General features: G+C 68.9%; 17 protein-coding genes. 10 read left to right on the plus strand and 7 right to left on the minus strand.

The genetic code is table 11. From position 1 onward, the window contains the following. Nucleotides 1–58 precede the first annotated feature (58 nt). Complete coding sequence (locus tag A5688_RS19650) at nucleotides 59–1,597, minus strand: RNA polymerase sigma factor (protein ID WP_120312568.1); 1,539 nt, start codon at nucleotides 1,595–1,597, stop codon at nucleotides 59–61. Between the two features lie 176 nt (nucleotides 1,598–1,773). After that, nucleotides 1,774–2,583 (minus strand): polyphosphate--glucose phosphotransferase, encoded by an 810-nt coding sequence (ppgK, locus tag A5688_RS19655; protein WP_067839893.1) that lies wholly within the window; start codon nucleotides 2,581–2,583, stop codon nucleotides 1,774–1,776. Between the two features lie 101 nt (nucleotides 2,584–2,684). On the opposite strand from ppgK, the gene A5688_RS19660 reads away from it, so the two are divergent. After that, a complete protein-coding gene (locus A5688_RS19660; protein WP_067913022.1) occupies nucleotides 2,685–3,563 on the plus strand; it encodes an inositol monophosphatase family protein in 879 nt (292 codons plus the stop codon). A 9-nt stretch (nucleotides 3,564–3,572) separates the two neighbouring features. Here A5688_RS19660 and cei read toward each other — a convergent pair whose 3' ends face one another. Continuing rightward, nucleotides 3,573–4,223 (minus strand): envelope integrity protein Cei, encoded by a 651-nt coding sequence (gene cei, locus A5688_RS19665; RefSeq protein ID WP_067839899.1) that lies wholly within the window; start codon nucleotides 4,221–4,223, stop codon nucleotides 3,573–3,575. 181 nt (nucleotides 4,224–4,404) lie between these two features. On the opposite strand from cei, the gene A5688_RS19670 reads away from it, so the two are divergent. Further along, on the plus strand, nucleotides 4,405–4,707 hold the full coding sequence (locus tag A5688_RS19670) for a DUF4193 domain-containing protein (RefSeq protein ID WP_067839902.1): 303 nt from the start codon (nucleotides 4,405–4,407) through the stop codon (nucleotides 4,705–4,707). A gap of 4 nt (nucleotides 4,708–4,711) precedes the next feature. Here A5688_RS19670 and A5688_RS19675 read toward each other — a convergent pair whose 3' ends face one another. Further along, nucleotides 4,712–5,197, minus strand: coding sequence for a DUF3093 domain-containing protein (locus A5688_RS19675; RefSeq protein WP_067913023.1), 486 nt, complete (start codon nucleotides 5,195–5,197; stop codon nucleotides 4,712–4,714). Nucleotides 5,198–5,222: 25 nt separating this feature from the next. Between A5688_RS19675 and dut the strand changes: the two genes are divergently transcribed. Both dut and A5688_RS19685 read left to right on the plus strand, forming a co-directional pair. Beyond that, nucleotides 5,223–5,687: a dUTP diphosphatase gene (gene dut, locus A5688_RS19680; protein ID WP_067839908.1), complete on the plus strand. Its 465-nt coding sequence runs from the start codon at nucleotides 5,223–5,225 to the stop codon at nucleotides 5,685–5,687. A gap of 71 nt (nucleotides 5,688–5,758) precedes the next feature. Next, nucleotides 5,759–6,541, plus strand: a complete 783-nt coding sequence (locus A5688_RS19685) for a DUF3710 domain-containing protein (RefSeq protein WP_067913026.1) — start codon at nucleotides 5,759–5,761, stop codon at nucleotides 6,539–6,541. 5 nt (nucleotides 6,542–6,546) lie between these two features. Here the strand turns inward: A5688_RS19685 and A5688_RS19690 are convergent, their stop codons facing one another. Then, nucleotides 6,547–7,245 carry a hypothetical protein gene (locus A5688_RS19690; protein WP_067913027.1) on the minus strand — a complete coding sequence of 233 codons (699 nt, stop codon included), beginning with the start codon at nucleotides 7,243–7,245 and terminating at the stop codon, nucleotides 6,547–6,549. A gap of 137 nt (nucleotides 7,246–7,382) precedes the next feature. Between A5688_RS19690 and A5688_RS19695 the strand changes: the two genes are divergently transcribed. Beyond that, nucleotides 7,383–7,751 carry an OB-fold nucleic acid binding domain-containing protein gene (locus tag A5688_RS19695; RefSeq protein ID WP_067346731.1) on the plus strand — a complete coding sequence of 123 codons (369 nt, stop codon included), beginning with the start codon at nucleotides 7,383–7,385 and terminating at the stop codon, nucleotides 7,749–7,751. Between the two features lie 53 nt (nucleotides 7,752–7,804). Beyond that, the gene (locus tag A5688_RS19700) at nucleotides 7,805–8,461 is read left to right on the plus strand and encodes a DUF3159 domain-containing protein (protein ID WP_067840043.1); all 657 of its coding nucleotides are present in this window, start codon (nucleotides 7,805–7,807) and stop codon (nucleotides 8,459–8,461) included. Here A5688_RS19700 and A5688_RS19705 read toward each other — a convergent pair whose 3' ends face one another. Together A5688_RS19705 and A5688_RS19710 are read right to left on the minus strand one after the other, a co-directional pair. Then, nucleotides 8,462–9,139 (minus strand): potassium channel family protein, encoded by a 678-nt coding sequence (locus A5688_RS19705; RefSeq protein ID WP_067839917.1) that lies wholly within the window; start codon nucleotides 9,137–9,139, stop codon nucleotides 8,462–8,464. It lies immediately after the preceding gene. A gap of 12 nt (nucleotides 9,140–9,151) precedes the next feature. Continuing rightward, complete coding sequence (locus tag A5688_RS19710; RefSeq protein WP_120312186.1) at nucleotides 9,152–9,817, minus strand: potassium channel family protein; 666 nt, start codon at nucleotides 9,815–9,817, stop codon at nucleotides 9,152–9,154. 126 nt (nucleotides 9,818–9,943) lie between these two features. Here A5688_RS19710 and A5688_RS19715 point away from each other — a divergent pair, with 126 nt between their 5' ends. The 4 genes from A5688_RS19715 (at nucleotide 9,944) to dxs (ending at nucleotide 16,838) form a co-directional block, all read left to right on the plus strand. Next, nucleotides 9,944–11,938 (plus strand): APC family permease, encoded by a 1,995-nt coding sequence (locus tag A5688_RS19715; protein WP_067913030.1) that lies wholly within the window; start codon nucleotides 9,944–9,946, stop codon nucleotides 11,936–11,938. After that, nucleotides 11,935–13,158 (plus strand): class I SAM-dependent RNA methyltransferase, encoded by a 1,224-nt coding sequence (locus A5688_RS19720; RefSeq protein WP_067839922.1) that lies wholly within the window; start codon nucleotides 11,935–11,937, stop codon nucleotides 13,156–13,158. The genes A5688_RS19715 and A5688_RS19720 overlap by 4 nt, the downstream gene beginning before the upstream one ends. Nucleotides 13,159–13,394: 236 nt before the next feature. Then, on the plus strand, nucleotides 13,395–14,867 hold the full coding sequence (locus A5688_RS19725) for a cation:proton antiporter (protein ID WP_067839925.1): 1,473 nt from the start codon (nucleotides 13,395–13,397) through the stop codon (nucleotides 14,865–14,867). Nucleotides 14,868–14,912: 45 nt separating this feature from the next. Further along, complete coding sequence (gene dxs, locus A5688_RS19730) at nucleotides 14,913–16,838, plus strand: 1-deoxy-D-xylulose-5-phosphate synthase (protein ID WP_068268255.1); 1,926 nt, start codon at nucleotides 14,913–14,915, stop codon at nucleotides 16,836–16,838. The last annotated feature ends 78 nt before the right edge of the window (nucleotides 16,839–16,916 follow it).

Raw genomic sequence — 16,916 nt, forward strand, 5'->3', positions numbered from 1 at the left:
GGCGTGCATCGAAAACGCCTGCACGCCAACCGTTCTGAGGTGAATGGCCGAATTTCGCCTAGTCGAGGTAGTCGCGCAACACCTGGGAGCGGCTGGGGTGGCGCAGCTTCGACATCGTCTTGGACTCGATCTGACGGATGCGTTCGCGGGTCACGCCGTAAACCTGTCCGATTTCGTCCAGGGTGCGGGGCTGGCCGTCGGTGAGGCCGAAGCGCAGCCGTACCACGCCGGCCTCGCGCTCCGACAGGGTTTCCAGCACCGACTGCAGCTGATCCTGAAGCAACGTGAAGGACACCGCGTCGACGGCCACCACGGCCTCGCTGTCCTCGATGAAGTCACCCAGCTGGCTGTCGCCCTCGTCGCCGATGGTCTGGTCCAGCGAGATCGGCTCGCGGGCGTATTGCTGGATCTCCAGCACCTTTTCGGGCGTGATGTCCATTTCCTTGGCCAGCTCTTCGGGCGTGGGCTCGCGGCCCAGGTCCTGCAGCAGCTCGCGCTGGATACGGCCCAGCTTGTTGATGACCTCGACCATGTGCACCGGGATGCGGATGGTGCGGGCCTGGTCGGCCATGGCGCGGGTGATGGCCTGGCGGATCCACCACGTCGCGTAGGTGGAGAACTTGTAGCCCTTGGTGTAGTCGAACTTCTCGACCGCGCGGATCAGGCCCAGGTTGCCCTCCTGGATGAGGTCCAGGAACGCCATGCCGCGGCCGGTGTAGCGCTTGGCCAGCGACACCACCAGACGCAGGTTGGCTTCGAGCAGATGGTTCTTCGCGCGGTCGCCGTCGCGGCAGATCCACATCATGTCGCGGCGCTGCGCGGCGGGCAGTTTGTCGCCGCGCTCGGTCAGCTCGGTCATCAGCTGCGTGGCGTACAGGCCGGCCTCGATCCGCTTCGCCAGCTCGACCTCTTCCTCTGCGTTGAGCAGCGCGACCTTACCGATCTGCTTGAGGTAGGCGCGAACCGAGTCGGCGGAGGCGGTGAGCTCGGCGTCCTTGCGGGCCTGGCGCAGCGCCTCGGACTCGTCCTCGTCCCAGACGAAATCGCCGGAGGCCTTGTCCTTTTCGCTGGGTTCGGCGATCTCCTCCTCGTCCTCCGCGGCGGGCGCGCCGGCTTTGGCGGGCTTGGCCGCGGCCTCTGCCTCGCCGTCGGCCTCGTCGGACTCTTCGCCCTCGCCCTCGTCGGGGTCGTCGCCCGCGGACGCCACGTCGTCCTCGAGGTCGTCGAGGCTGAGGTCGGTGTCGATCTCGATGTCGTCGCCGGGCTCACCCTCGAGGTCGGGTTCGGCGTCCAGATCCTCGACGGCACCGTCGGAATCGAGGGCCTCAGAATCGGCCGGGCCGCCCTTGGCCGCCTTGGCTCCACGCGCCGTCGGCGCCTTGGCGTCGGAGCCCTTGGCCGCGGCGCGGCCCTTTTTGGGCTCGGCGGCGTCGGCCTCGGACTTGGTGGACGGCGATGCGGCCTTGGCGGCGCGCTTCGCGGGTGCTGAGCCGTTCGCGGCCTTGGCCGCCGGCCGTTTGGCGGGGGAGGACGAAGACTTCGTGGCGGTGCGTTTCACCGGCCCATCCGTTGCCGGGCTTGCTTTGGTCGCTGCCACTTACACCCCTTCGTTTGGGCTCACCTTCGGTGGGTAGTGGGCATGGTTAACCGAAAGTGTCTGCTATGTCGATGTCGGCGTTGGTATCAGCGTGACTGGTCGCACGCTATCGGTTGGGCGTTCGCCGAGGACCATTGTAACGACAGTGCGTGGGTCCTACGGCTCTGCCGGGCAAATCAGTGGGTCACGTCCGAGGTGGCGGCCATGGCCGCGCCGACGATCCCGGCGGTGTTGAGCAGGGCCGCGGCCACCACCGGGGTGCGGTTCGTCAGCAGCGGCAGCCATTTGTCGGCCTTGCGGCTGATTCCGCCGCCGGCGATGAACAGATCCGGCCATACCGCATTCTCGATGCTGACCAGCACCCTGGTCACCTGCTTGGCCCACTTTTCGTAGGACCAGTCGTTCTTCTCCTTCACCGAGGACGCCGCGCGCTGCTCGGCCTCCTTGCCCCCGACCTCGAGATGGCCGAACTCGGTGTTCGGGATCAGCGTCCCGTTGTGAATCACCGCGGAGCCGATCCCGGTGCCGAACGTCAGCAACACCACCAGGCCCGACTGGCCCTTGCCCGCCCCGTAATGCTCCTCGGCCAGCCCCGCCGCGTCGGCGTCGTTGAGGACGATGACGTCCTGACCGTCCAGCTCGGCGCTGATGATGTCGCGCGCGTTGGTGCCGATCCACGCCTTGTCCACGTTGGCCGCCGTCTGCACGACGCCGTGCGTGACGACCCCGGGATAGGTCACCCCGAGCGGGCCGGTCCACTCGAACGCGTTGACCACCTGGGCGATGGTCTTGGCCACCGCCGAGGGCGTCGCGGGCTGCGGAGTCAGCAGCTTGACCCGCTCACCGATCAACTGCCCGGTGTCCATGTCGACGATGCCGCCCTTGATGCCACTGCCACCGACGTCGATGCCGAACCCGCGCCGCTGTGGCGTGCCGTCACCGGCGGCGATGCCGGGCGTGTCCGTGGTCGAGTCGGTGCTGGTCATCGAATCTCCTGCGCGTGACTGGGCTGTCCGCCCACCTTAGCGCCGCGACGGTGTCGCCCGCGGCGTCTACGCGGCCGTGGCGACTGTGATGCGATAGAGCCGTGACCCCTTCCGATGACGAGCTCGCAGGGCTGCGCTCGGTCGCCGAAACCTTGGCCGCGGAGGCCGCCGCATTCGTGAGGCGTCGGCGGGCAGAGGTTTTCGGCGCCGACGCGGGCAGCCCGAACGCCCAGGACGGTGGCGCGGTGCGATCGAAGAGCACCCCGACCGATCCGGTGACCGTGGTCGACACCGAAACGGAGCGGCTGTTGCGCGACCGGTTGGCCGAATTACGGCCCGGGGAACCAATTCTCGGCGAGGAAGGCGGCGGCCCCACCGACCCGGCGGCCACGCCGGCCGGATCGGTCACCTGGGTCCTCGATCCCATCGACGGCACGGTGAATTTCGTCTATGGCATCCCCGCCTACGCCGTGTCGGTCGGCGCTCAGGTCAACGGCGAGTCGGTGGCCGGGGCCGTCGCCGACGTGGTCGGGCGCCGGGTGTACTCGGCGGCCCTCGGCCTGGGCGCGCATGTCACCGACGACGAGGGCACGCAGCCGTTGCAGAGTTCCGCCGTCGACGATTTGTCGATGGCGTTGCTGGGCACCGGATTCGGCTATTCGCGGCAGCGCCGCGCGGCGCAGGCGGCGCTGTTGGCGCGCCTGTTGCCGGTGGTCCGCGATGTCCGTCGCATCGGCTCGGCCGCACTGGATCTGTGCATGGTCGCCTCGGGCCGTCTCGATGCCTACTACGAGCACGGCCTGCAGGTGTGGGACCGCGCCGCGGGTGGGCTGATCGCCGCGGAGGCGGGGGCCCGGGTGGTGCTGCCCGCACCCGGGGTGGGCGGGGCCGGTTTGGCGCTGGCCGCCGCGCCCGGAATCGCCGACGAGCTGCTGGCCGTCCTCGAGCGGTTCAACGGCCTGGATCCGATTCTGGACTGACCGCCCGCGTCAGCAGCTGCTGGCGTGAATCTTGGCCAGCAGCGTGGGATCTGAGGGCTCGGTGGCGCCGGGACGCAGGGTGGCGAGCACGGCGTCGATGTCGTCGTTGTGCGCCAGCGCGCTGAAGTCGGTGCCCAGGGACAGGTCGACGGAGTCGTCGGCGCGGTTGTCGTTGAAGAGTTCGGTGCACGGCGCCACCAGCCACACGGCGGCCGCGGTGGCCTGTCCGGCGGTGCCGAACCGGATCTGGCCCTGGCAGGTGAGTCGGGTGCCCGCATAAAGCGGGTCATTGGCGGCGGTCGGTTGCGCGAAGCCGAGGTCCTTCATGGCCCCGGCAACGTCGCCGGCCTGCCCGCCCCGCCCGCTGGCGTTGAGGACGCGGACTTTGGTGTCGGCGAGCTTGGCGGGCGTGACATCCATCATGGCGCTGCGCGATACCTGCTCACCCAGCTGGGCCGGCGCCGAACCGGTCGCCTGCGGCGGGGGATTGCACACCGCGGCCTCGTGCACCTTGGCGGGCCGCGTCAGGGCGATCGTCCAGATCACGCCGGTGGCCACTGCGAGAAGAATCACCACGACGATGGCGGGCTGGGGGTTGCGTCGCCGAAAAGGCCGACCGTGCTTGTCAAAAGCTGTACCCTCGGTGATTTGCGTGACCACAGCTGCACTCTAGCCGCACGCTAAACCCACTGTTCAGAGGCGAGCGCAAGGGTAAGAATGGTCATGTGATGCAAATCACACAGTAATGGGGCGCGATACGGGCACGAATCGTTTGGTGGATGCGTTCGACGCTGGTACAAAGCGATGCTTGGATAACGAGGGCATGTGAGGGGATAGGGCAATGCCTACCGACTACGACGCTCCACGGCGTACCGAAACCGACGATGTTTCGGAAGACTCGCTGGAGGAGCTCAAGGCGCGACGGAACGAGGCGGCTTCGGCCGTCGTCGATGTCGACGAATCTGAAACCGCTGAGAACTTTGAACTGCCTGGCGCCGACCTGTCCGGTGAAGAGCTGTCGGTGCGCGTGATTCCGAAGCAGGCCGACGAGTTCACCTGCGCGAGCTGCTTCCTGGTGCAACACCGCAGCAGGCTGGCCAGCGAGAAGAACGGCGTGATGATCTGTACCGACTGCGCGGCCTGATCGGTCAGCTCCGCAATGCCGACAGCACCCGCTCGGGGTGACGGCAGCTCACCAGCCAATACGGCGTCGGATCGTCCGGGTCGTCGAGTACCGCCAACACCATCGGTCCCACCCATGCCCGGTGCACCACATACGCCGCCGGGTCGAGTTGGCGGCCCAGGGCGGCGGACTTGGCCGAGGGCGCTATCTCAGCGGAGCGGGCGATCACGGTGACCGGCAGATGCGCCTGGCCCGCCCACAGCTGCACTTCCCCCGGCGCGGCGGGGTCGGCGGTCACCCGGATCTCGACGCGCCCCAGCCACAGCAGCGCCGCCGCCGCCAGCGCGAACAGCGTCGCGTACGGCCACCAGGACGACTGGCGGGTGACGCCCATGTTGAACTCGAAAGCGATGATGCCCGCGAGCGCGAACGCCGGTGGCCACCACCACCACGGAACCCACAATCGTTCGCGATACCGCACGTTGTGCGGCGCGACGCGCGTATCGGACACGCAGTCAAGGGTAGTCTGTGGCCCCGTGTCGACCAGTCTGGCCATCGTCCGCCTTGACCCCGAACTTCCGCTGCCCAGCCGCGCCCACGAAGGCGACGCCGGGATCGATCTCTACAGCGCCGAAGACGTCAAACTGGAACCGGGGCGACGGGCCCTGGTGCGAACAGGCGTGGCGGTCGCCATCCCGTTCGGGATGGTCGGCCTGGTGCATCCCCGGTCGGGATTGGCTGCGCGCGTTGGACTTTCGATCGTCAACAGTCCGGGTACCATCGACGCGGGCTATCGCGGCGAGATCAAGGTTGCGCTGATCAACCTGGACCCGACCGAGCCGATCGTCGTGCACCGCGGCGATCGCATCGCCCAGTTGCTGGTGCAGCGGGTCGAATTGGTCGAGCTGGTCGAGGTGTCGACGTTCGACGAGGCCGGGCTGGCCGAAACATCCCGCGGCGACGGTGGTCACGGTTCCTCCGGCGGACATGCGAGTTTGTGATGCGCCGGCGACGATGCAGTGGGGGCCCCTCCCGCTTGCGGGGGACAAGGCGATGAGGAGGAGCGGCGCTGATGGCTGCATTAGGTAAACGCACACGCAAAGACGACAACGAAAACGCCCCCCTCGGGTCTGCGGGCGCCGACGAACAGGCCGCGGCCCTCGACGCCTCCGAACAGGCGCCCGAGGAGCTCGAGGGCCCGTTCGACATCGAGGACTTCGACGACCCCGCCGTTGCGGAATTGGCCCGGCTCGACCTGGGCTCGGTGCTGATTCCCATGCCGGAGGCCGGCCAGCTGCAGGTCGAGCTGACCGAAACCGGTGTGCCGAGCGCGGTCTGGGTCGTCACGCCCAACGGGCGCTTCACCATCGCCGCCTACGCCGCGCCCAAGACGGGCGGCCTGTGGCGCGAGGTGGCCGGCGAGCTCGCCGAGTCGCTGCGCAACGACTCGGCCCAGGTCAGCATCAAGGACGGCCCGTGGGGTCGCGAAGTGGTGGGCACCGCCACCGGCGTGGTGCGCTTCATCGGCGTGGACGGCTACCGCTGGATGATCCGCTGCGTCATCAACGGTCCGCACGAAACAATGGAAGCCCTGGAGCAGGAGGCGCGAGCGGCCTTGGCGGACACCGTGGTTCGGCGCGGTGACACCCCGCTTCCGGTGCGCACCCCGCTGACCGTGCAGCTGCCCGAGCCGATGGCGCAGCAGTTGCGCGAAGCCGCCGCGGCGCAGCAGGGCGCCCAGCAGGACGACGCCCAGCAAGCCGAGGGGCAACAGGCACCGCCCGGCGAGCCGGCCGCGCGCCGCAGCGTCGACGGGTCGGCGATGCAGCAGCTGCGCACCACCACCGGCGGCTGAGCCGGCTACAGGTCGGCCAGCGCGCTCAGGCAGGCCGCACCGAGGGCGGCGGGATCCGCCCCGATCTGCTCCAGCGTCACGGTGCGCAGCGCCGCGCGCGGCGCTGCGGCGACCCAGTCGACCCCGGCCTGCAACGGGTGGATCGGATCGTCGACCGCGGACGCCACCCCCAGCGGCGCGGCCAGGCCGGCCAGCTCGTCGCAGCTCGGCGCGATGTAGGCGGCGGCTTCGTCCATCGCGTCGGGCAGATGTGGCCACTGAGCGGCCCACGACCGGGTCAGCTCGTCGGCCAGCCACGGGGGGCTGGACGCCCGCATCTGGGTCGTGGTCGACGCCAGCCCGTCGGCACGCAACTGTGACGCCGAATACCGCGCAGCGAGCGCCGCGGGCGCCGTTCCGGGCGCGCCCGCCCAGGCCGGCAGGGCGGCCAGCACTGCGACCGCCCGACCGGGATGGGCCAACGCCCAGGCGACCGCCACCGCGGCGCCGATTGAGACGCCGCCCACAGCGATCGGCCCCTCGCGCGCCGCGCTGTCCAACGCCGCAAGGTAGCCCTCGACCAACCGGTCGGGCCGCGGCGGCGGGGTCACCGGCACCGCGCCGACCTCGGCTAACGGGCCCGAAAACGCCCGGTGAACGTAGTCGTCGTCGGAGCCGGTTCCGGGCAACAACACCGTCGCGACACCGCGCAGATCGACCGCCATCTCTCGATAGTGCCCCGCCGTTTACTCGCCCTCCAACACGAAGTTTGAGTCGGTTGGCGCCGGGGAACCAAGAGGTCTACGGTGTCCGTTGGCATAAATGGAAGCATCGAGGCTTATCAGCATTGTCAGGAGTGGCCATGGGGGCCCAAGGGTATCTGCGCCGGCTCACCCGTCGGTTGACGGAGGATCCGGAGCAACTCGACTCGGAGGAACTCTCCGACGAGGTCGCAAGCACCGGCGCGCAACGCGCCATCGATTGCGAGCGTGGCCAGGAGGTCACGATGGTGGGCACGCTGCGTAGCGTCGAGTGCAACGGCAGGGCCTGCGCCGGCGGAGTCCGCGCCGAACTGTTCGACGGTAGCGACACCGTCACACTCGTCTGGTTGGGACAGCGCCGCATCCCCGGCATCGACTCGGGACGCACCCTGCGGGTGCGTGGCCGCCTCGGCAAGCTGGAGAACGGAACCAAGGCGATCTACAACCCGCACTACGAAATTCAGCGGTGACCGATCCCGACAATCTGGGGGCAACCCCGCGGGAGTCGGGCTCGTCGGAACGATTGACCACCAACCGCATCTCCCCGGAACGTCTGCTGGCACAGGCAGGCGGGGTCGGCGGTGTCATCTACTCGTCGCTTCCGGTGGTGGTCTTCGTCATCGCGTCGAGCGTGTCGGGATTGGTTTCCGCGATCGTGGCCGCGCTGGCCGTCGCCGCGCTGATCCTGGCGTGGCGGCTCATTCGGCACGATTCCGCACAGCCGGCGATTTCCGGCTTCTTCGGCGTCGCCCTGTGCGCGCTGATCGCCTACGTGTTGGGGGAGTCCAAGGGCTATTTCCTACTGGGCATCTGGATGTCGCTGGTGTGGGCGGTGGTCGTCGCCGTGTCGGTGGTGATCCGCCGGCCCCTGGTCGGCTACGCGTGGAGCTGGATCACCGGGCGCGGTGACGGCTGGCGCCGGGTGCCCCGCGCCGTCTACGCGTTCGACGTCGCGTCGGTGGCCTGGGTGCTGGTGTTCGCGGCCCGGTTCGTGGTTCAGGGGCTGCTGTACCACGCCGACCGGACGGGTTGGCTGGCGGTGGCACGGATCGGGATGGGCTGGCCGCTGACCGTGTTGGCCGCGTTGGCCACGTACGCGGCGATCAAGGCGGCGCAGCGGGCCATCGCCGCCACCACTGGCCCCGCGGTCGACATGGGACCCGGCGCCGTTACCGACTGACTAGTCGGCGGCCGGACTGTGACTGCCCAGTAGCAGCTTCTGCAGGTTCTCCTCCGCATCGGCGACCGCGACGAACAACAGCTCGTCGCCGCCTTCGAGCGGCTCGTCCTCCTCGGGCACGATCACCCGCGGGCCGCGCAGGATCGTCACCAGCGAGGTGTCCCGCGGCAGCTGCAGTTTGCGCACCGGTTTGCCGCCCCACGGGGTGTCGTCGGGCAGGGTGATCTCGACGAGGTTGGCCTGACCCTTGCGGAATTCCATCAGCCGCACCAGATCGCCGACGGCGACTGCCTCTTCGATGAGCGACGCCAGCATGCGCGGCGTCGACACCGCCACGTCGACCCCCCAGGCGTCGGTGAACAGCCATTCGTTGCGCGGATCGTTGACCCGGGCGACCACGCGCGGCACCGCGAATTCGGTTTTGGCCAAGAGGCTTAACACGACGTTGGCCTTGTCGTCGCCGGTCGCGGCCACCACCACGTCGAACTCCTGCAGGTGCACCGACTCCAGCAGGCTCAGTTCGCAGGCGTCACCGAGCCGCCAGTGCGCGGCCGGGATCGCGTCGACGTCGACGTGATCCGGGTTGCGTTCGATCAGCGTCACGTCGTGGCCGTTGCCGATGAGTTCCCGAGTGACCGAGCGGCCGACGGCGCCGGCCCCGGCAACAGCTACCTTCATGTGCGCCGCTCCTTAGAGATCTTCGCTCGGTGGTAAGGCGGCGATGGCCACCGCCTCGGCGGCGCGGCCGGAGATGGCGGCGACGTAGACCTGGTCGCCGGCCTGGATCACCGATTTGGGCTCCGGCAACACACCGGCCCCGAAGCGGATCAGAAACGCGACCCGGGCTCCGGTGGCCTGCTCGAGATCGGTGACGCGATGCCCGATCCAGTCCTCGTGCAAGACCACCTCGGACACCGCGACGGTGCCGGTCGGGTCGCGCCACTTGGCCGTCTCCGTCTCGCGCAGCAACGCGTTCAGCAGCCGGTCGGTGGTCCAGGGCACGGTCGCGATGGTCGGAATGCCCAGCCGCTCGTAAACCTCGGCACGCTTGGCGTCGTAGATGCGGGCCACGACCCGCTTGACGCCGAAGGTCTCCCGCGCCAACCGCGCCGAGATGATGTTGGAGTTGTCGCCCGAGGACACCGCGGCGAACGCGTCCGCCTCCTCGATGCGGGCCCTCAGCAGGACGTCCCGGTCGAAGCCCTGCCCCAGCACCCGCTCGCCGGCGTATTCGGGGCTGAGCCGGTTGAAAGCGGTGCTGTCACGATCGATGACCGCGACATCGTGACCGATGCGGGATAGCCCGTCGGCGACCGAGGAACCGACCCGGCCGCAGCCCATCACCACTACTCGCAACTTGAGGTCCTCTCGACCGCGTCCTGCGCCCTTCACCGGCATCCCACGTCGGCCAGCCGTTTCGGTCGGCGAACATTCTCCTACGAACGCTACCGCCAAACCCGTCTGGGCTTACTCTTGGCTCTCGTGTCCAAACTTTCAACCGCCACCCGTCGGTTGCTTATCGGTCGGCCGTTTCGCAGCGACCGGCTGAGTCACACGCTGCTGCCCAAGCGGATCGCCTTGCCGGTGTTCGCCTCCGACGCGCTGTCCTCGGTTGCGTATGCGCCCGAGGAGGTCTTCCTGATGCTGTCGGTGGCCGGGGTGACGGCGTACGCGCTGACGCCGTGGATCGGGCTCGCGGTGGCCGCGGTCATGCTCGTGGTGGTGGCCAGCTACCGCCAGAACGTCCACGCCTACCCGTCCGGCGGCGGCGACTACGAGGTGGTCACCACCAATCTCGGCGACACCGCGGGGCTCGTCGTCGCCAGCGCGCTGATGGTGGATTACGTTCTCACCGTTGCGGTCTCGACGGCGTCGGCGATGGCCAACATCGGCTCGGCGATCCCGATCGTGGCCGAACACAAGGTGTTCTTCTGTGTGGTGTCCATCCTGCTCGTGATGGCGCTGAACCTGCGTGGGGTCCGCGAGTCCGGCTTGGCGTTCGCCATCCCGACCTACGCGTTCATCATCGGTGTCCTGGTGATGATCGGCTGGGGGCTGTTCCGGATCTTCGTGTTGGGTAACCCGCTGCGGGCCGAGTCCGCCGGTTTCCAGATGCACGCCGAACACGGCCAGGTCGTCGGGTTCGCCTTGGCGTTCCTGGTGGCGCGGTCGTTCTCCTCGGGGTGTGCGGCGCTGACCGGTGTCGAGGCGATCAGCAACGGGGTGCCGGCGTTTCAGAAACCCAAGTCGCGCAACGCGGCGACCACCCTGTTGATGCTGGGCGGAATCGCGGTGACCCTGCTGATGGGGATCATCGTGCTGGCGCAGAAGATCGGGGTCCAGCTCGTCGAGGATCCCGCGCGGCAACTGGGCGGGGCGCCCAAGGGCTACTACCAGAAGACACTGGTCACCCAGCTGGCGCAAACGGTGTTCGGCAGCTTTCACATCGGGTTCCTGCTGATCGCCACGGTGACCGCGCTCATCCTGGTGCTGGCGGCCAACACCGCGTTCAACGGGTTCCCGGTGCTCGGCTCGATCCTGGCGCAGCACAGCTACCTACCGCGCCAATTGCACACCCGCGGAGACCGATTGGCGTTCTCCAACGGAATCCTGTTTCTGTCCGGGGCGGCGCTGCTGGCGATCATCGCGTTCCGCGGTGAGGTCACCGCGTTGATCCAGCTGTACATCGTGGGCGTGTTCATTTCCTTCACGCTGAGCCAGATCGGCATGGTCCGGCACTGGACCCGGTTGCTGCGCACCGAAACCGATCCGCGGGTGCGGCGCAAGATGATGCGTTCGCGCGTGGTCAACACGGTCGGGTTGCTGTCCACCGGTGCGGTGCTGCTGGTGGTCCTGGTGACCAAGTTTCTCGCCGGGGCGTGGATCGCCCTGTTCGCGATGAGCCTGCTGTTCGGAATCATGAAAATGATTCACCGGCACTACAACACGGTGAACCGCGAGTTGGAGGAGCAGGCCGCCGCCCAGGAGCAGGTGGTGTTGCCCAGCCGCAACCACGCGGTGGTGCTGGTGTCCAAACTGCACCTGCCGACCCTGCGGGCGCTGGCCTACGCCAGGGCCACCCGGCCCGACGTCCTCGAGGCCGTGACGGTCAGCGTCGACGATGCGGAAACCCGCGACCTGGTGCACAAGTGGGAAGAAAGCGATATCAGCGTCCCGCTCAAGGTCATCGCCTCGCCGTATCGCGAAGTCACCCGTCCCGTCTTGGAATATGTCAAACGTGCCAGGGAGGAGTCGCCGCGCACGGTGGTGACGGTGTTCATTCCCGAGTACGTGGTGGGCCACTGGTGGGAGCAGGTGTTGCACAACCAGAGCGCCCTTCGGCTCAAGGGACGGCTGCTGTTCATGCCGGGTGTCATGGTGACGTCGGTTCCGTGGCAATTGAGTTCGTCGGAGCGCCGCAAGACCTTGCAGCCGCACATGGCGCCGGGTGACGCTCGTCGGGGGATCTTCGATTGACCCGCGAGTCGACACGCGCACGGGACGAGGCGGCGCCCCCGGTCGGGGAGCTGACCCTGACCACCGGCGCCCCGGCCAACGGCGGCAGCTGCGTCGCACACCACGAAGGCCGCGTGGTGTTCGTCCGGTACGCGCTGCCCGGCGAGCGGGTGCGGGTTCGGGTCACCGCGGATCGCGGATCCTATTGGCACGCAGAGGTTATCGAGGTCATCGAGCCGGCGGCCGGCCGTATCGCGTCGCTGTGCCCGATCGCCGGGGTGGACGCCGCCGGGTGTTGCGACCTGGCGTTCGCCGCCCCGGAGGTGGCCCGCACGCTCAAGGCCGACGTGGTGGCCAATCAGCTGGAGCGCCTCGGCGGCTATGCCTGGAGCGGGGAAGCCGAGCCGCTGGCGGATTCCGCGCCGACGGGATGGCGCACCCGCGTTCGGCTCGACGTCGGGCGCGACCGTCGCCCGGGCTTCCACCGGTACCACAGCGAGGAATTGGTGACCGATCTACGGTGTGCCCAGCTGCCCGCCGGCATGCTCGACGGGATCGCCGACAGCGAGTGGCCCCCGGCCGCGCAACTGCACGTGGCCGTCGACGACGACGGCGCACGCCACGTGGTGCGCACCCTGCGGCAGGGCAGGCACACCGCGACCAAGGTGGTCCAGGGTCGCTACGAGGCGGTGCAGCGGGTGGCCGGGCGCACCTGGCAGGTGCCGGTGACCGCCTTCTGGCAGGCGCACCGCGATGCGGCGGGCGTCTACAGCGATCTGGTCGCCGACTGGGCGCAGCTCGGCACCGGGATGCGTGCGTGGGATTTGTACGGCGGCGCAGGCGTTTTCGCTGCGGCGCTCGGCGATGCGGTCGGGCGGTCGGGGCGGGTACTCAGCGTCGACACCTCGCGCGGGTCGACCCGGGCCGCTCGGGCCGCCCTGGCCGATCTGACCCAGGTGCGGATCGTCACCGACTCGGTGCGGCGCGCGCTGGCGGCGGAACGAGGTGGCGCCGACGTCGCGGTGCTGGATCCGCCCCGGGCGGGGGCCGGGCGGGAGATCATCGATCTGCTGGCCGCCGCGGACGTCCCGCGGGTCGTGCACATCGGTTGTGAGGCAGCATCTTTCGCTCGCGACATCGGGATATACCTCGGTCACGGATACACCGTCGAGAAGATCAGGGTGTTCGACGCGTTCCCGCTGACCCATCACACCGAATGCGTCGCGCTGCTGACGCGTTAGGGAGTTCTGGCGGCGACGGCCCCGCCGGGACCTCGCCGCAATGCCGCGCGGGTGGATCTTCAGACCGGATAGACTGCGTCGCGGTGTGCCGGGAAGTCTGGTCGGCGATGTCTTAAACGAACACTGTCGACCGATCGAAAGGCTCAGGTGCTCACCACCCAAGGACGGGCCGTGATGGTCGCGGCATGCCGATTTCGTGCGCGGCACGCGCCCGCCGCCACCCGATTGCTGCCGTCGTGAACGAGACTCTGCGTTACGCGCTGATCGTGTCGTTCGCCAGCGGCGTCGGCTTGGTTGCGGTGTTGGCGAACCGACTGACCGAGCGGGTCAAGATCCCGGTTCCCCTGCTCGTGCTGATCGGCACCGCCGTCGCGGCGCACTCCGTGTCCGTGGTGCAGCCACCGTCCGAGCAGACCGTGGAGCGGGTGATCACCATCGCGCTGGTGCTGGTGTTGTTCGACGGCGGCATGCACATCGGGCCGGCGCGGTTCCGCGCGGCGGCCGTCCCGATCCTATCGGTGGGCGTCGTGGGCACCGCCCTGACCGCCGCGGGGGCGGCGCTGGTGGTGCACTACGTGTGCGGAATCGACTGGTTTCCCGCCGTGCTCGTCGCCACGGCCGTCGCTCCCACCGATCCGGCCGTGGTCTTCTCCGTGCTGGGCAAACGTGAGATCAGGGGTCGCAGCAGCACCATCCTGGAGGGCGAGTCCGGCGCCAACGATCCGGTGGGCATCTCCTTGATGTCCAGCCTGGTCGCCGCCGGTGGCCTCAGCGCGGCCGGATTCGCCAGTGTGGGAACACAATTCGCTCTGCAGATGGCGATCGGCCTGGCCGTCGGGGTGATCGGCGGTCGTGCCCTGCTCGTGTTCATGCGCCGGGTGGCATTGCCGAGCGAAGGCCTCTACCCGCTGCGAACGCTGGTGTGCTGCCTGATGTTGTACGGCATCGCGACGCTCGCGCACGGCTCGGGATTTCTGGCCGTGTTCGTGGCCGGCATCGTGATCGGCGACGCCCGCGCGCCCTACAAGCCGGAGATAAAACGCTTCCACACCGCGCTGGCCGGTCTGGCGGAAATCGTCGCGTTCGCCGTCCTGGGTCTGACCGTCGACCTCACTGTGCTCGGCCATCCCGACGTGTGGATTCCCGGCCTCATCCTCGCGGTGGCACTGACGGTGCTGATTCGGCCGTTGGGCGTGGGCTCCTGCCTGATTCCCGTAGCGCTGCAGCGAAACGAACGCATCTTCGTTCTGTTCGCCGGGCTCAAGGGCGCGGTGCCGATCCTGCTGGGCGAGTTCCTGCGGGCCGCTCACGTCGCCGACGCCGAACGCCTGTACGGCATCGTGGTCATCGTCGTCGTCTTCTCGGTGCTCGTGCAGGGCAGCTCGGTGCCCGGCGTCGCCAGGCTGCTGCACCTGCCCATGCGCACGGTGGAGACCCAGCCGTGGGAGATAGGTGTGCGGCTCGCCGACGAACCGGAGGGGGTTCACCGCTTCAGCGTCGCCGCCGGATCCGCGGCCGAGCGGTCCACGGTCGAGGGTCTCAGTGACCGGGTCGGTGACATCTGGGTGAGCATCGTGGTCCGCACCACCGGCCTGGTGCCGGTGCGGGGCGACACCGAACTCGAAGCCGGCGACGAGGTCGTCATCCTGGCCGATCCCGAGCTTCACGACACACTGGCCGAACTGTTCGGCCCGGCGCCGGCCCGGTGAGCGTCGCCACCGTGCCATTCGGCGCGCGCTGCGTAGACTGACTGAATGCTGGAACAGATCCGCGGGCCCGCTGATCTGCAGCACCTTTCCCAACATGAACTTCGCGACCTCGCCGCCGAGATCCGTGAGTTCCTGATACACAAGGTCGCTGCCACCGGGGGACACCTGGGGCCCAATCTGGGCGTGGTCGAGCTGACGCTCGCCCTGCACCGGGTGTTCGACTCGCCCCACGATCCGATCATCTTCGACACCGGCCACCAGGCCTACGTCCACAAGATGCTGACGGGGCGGGCCCAGGACTTCGAGAGCCTGCGCAAGAAGGGCGGGCTGTCCGGGTACCCGTCGCGCGCCGAGAGCGAGCATGACTGGGTCGAGTCCAGCCATGCCAGCGCCTCGTTGTCCTACGCCGACGGCCTGGCCAAGGCCTTCGAGCTGAGTGGGCACCGCAACCGGCACGTGGTCGCCGTGGTCGGCGACGGCGCGCTCACCGGCGGCATGTGCTGGGAGGCGCTGAACAACATCGCCGCGTCCGGCCGCCCGGTCATCATCGTGGTCAACGACAACGGCCGCAGCTACGCCCCGACGATCGGCGGTGTCGCCGACCATCTGGCCACCCTGCGGCTGCAGCCGGCCTACGAGCAGGCCCTGGAGAAGGGCCGCGACGCGCTGCGCTCGCTGCCGCTGGTCGGCAAGATCGCCTACCGCGTCATGCACAGCGTCAAGGCCGGCATCAAGGACTCGCTGTCGCCCCAGCTGCTGTTCACCGACCTGGGGCTGAAGTACGTGGGCCCCGTCGACGGTCACGACGAACGCGCGGTGGAGGCGGCGCTGCGGCACGCGCGCGGCTTCGGTCGCCCGGTGATCGTGCACGTGGTGACCCGCAAGGGGATGGGCTACGCCCCGGCCGAGGACGACGAGGCCGAGCAGATGCATTCCTGCGGCGTCATCGACCCGGTCACCGGCCAGGCCACCAAGGTCGCCGGACCGGGCTGGACGGCGACGTTCTCCGACGCGCTCATCGGCTACGCCAGGAAGCGCCGCGACATCGTGGCGATCACGGCGGCCATGCCCGGCCCGACCGGCCTGACGCCGTTCGGGCAGCAGTTCCCGGACCGCCTGTTCGACGTCGGCATCGCCGAGCAGCACGCGATGACGTCGGCGGCCGGCCTGGCCATGGGTGGCATGCATCCGGTGGTGGCCATCTATTCGACGTTCCTCAACCGGGCGTTCGACCAGATCATGATGGACGTGGCGCTGCACAAGCTGCCCGTCACCATGGTGCTCGACCGGGCCGGCATCACCGGCTCGGACGGCGCCAGCCACAACGGCATGTGGGACATGTCGATGCTGGGCATCGTGCCCGGCATGCGGGTGGCCGCACCGCGCGACGCCACCCGGTTGCGCGAGGAACTCGGTGAGGCGCTCGGGGTCGACGACGGCCCCACCGCGCTGCGCTTCCCCAAAGGCGATGTGGGCGAGGACATCCCGGCGATCAAGCGTCGCGGATCGGGACTCTCGGGTGTCGACGTGCTCGCGGTCCCGGCCGGCGGATGCAACCACGACGTGCTGCTGGTAGGCGTCGGGGCGTTCGCGCCGATGGCGCTGGCGGTGGCCCGGCGGCTGCAGGACCAGGGGATCGGGGTCACGGTCATCGACCCCCGCTGGGTGCTGCCGGTGTCGGAGAGCGTCCTGGAATTGGCGGCGCAGCACAAACTCGTCGTCACCTGCGAGGACAACGGGGTCAACGGCGGGGTGGGCTCGGCGGTGTCCGCCGCCCTGCGCCGCGCCGACATCGACGTTCCGTGCCGCGACGTCGGGCTGCCGCAACGGTTCTACGAGCACGCCTCGCGCGGTGAGCTGCTGTCCGAACTGGCGCTGACCGACCAGGACGTCGCCCGCCGCATCACCGGATGGGTCGCCGCGCTGGGCAGCGGCGTCGCCGAGGCGGAGATCCGCGAGCACCTCGACTAGCTGTACTGACCTGAGAGGTTAGGTACGCGCGTGGCGGGTGGTTGGCCGCCGAGTGCGGTGTGGCCGCGGTGGTGATTG

The organism is Mycobacterium mantenii, from assembly GCF_001667865.1.
Lineage (GTDB): Bacteria > Actinomycetota > Actinomycetes > Mycobacteriales > Mycobacteriaceae > Mycobacterium > Mycobacterium mantenii_A.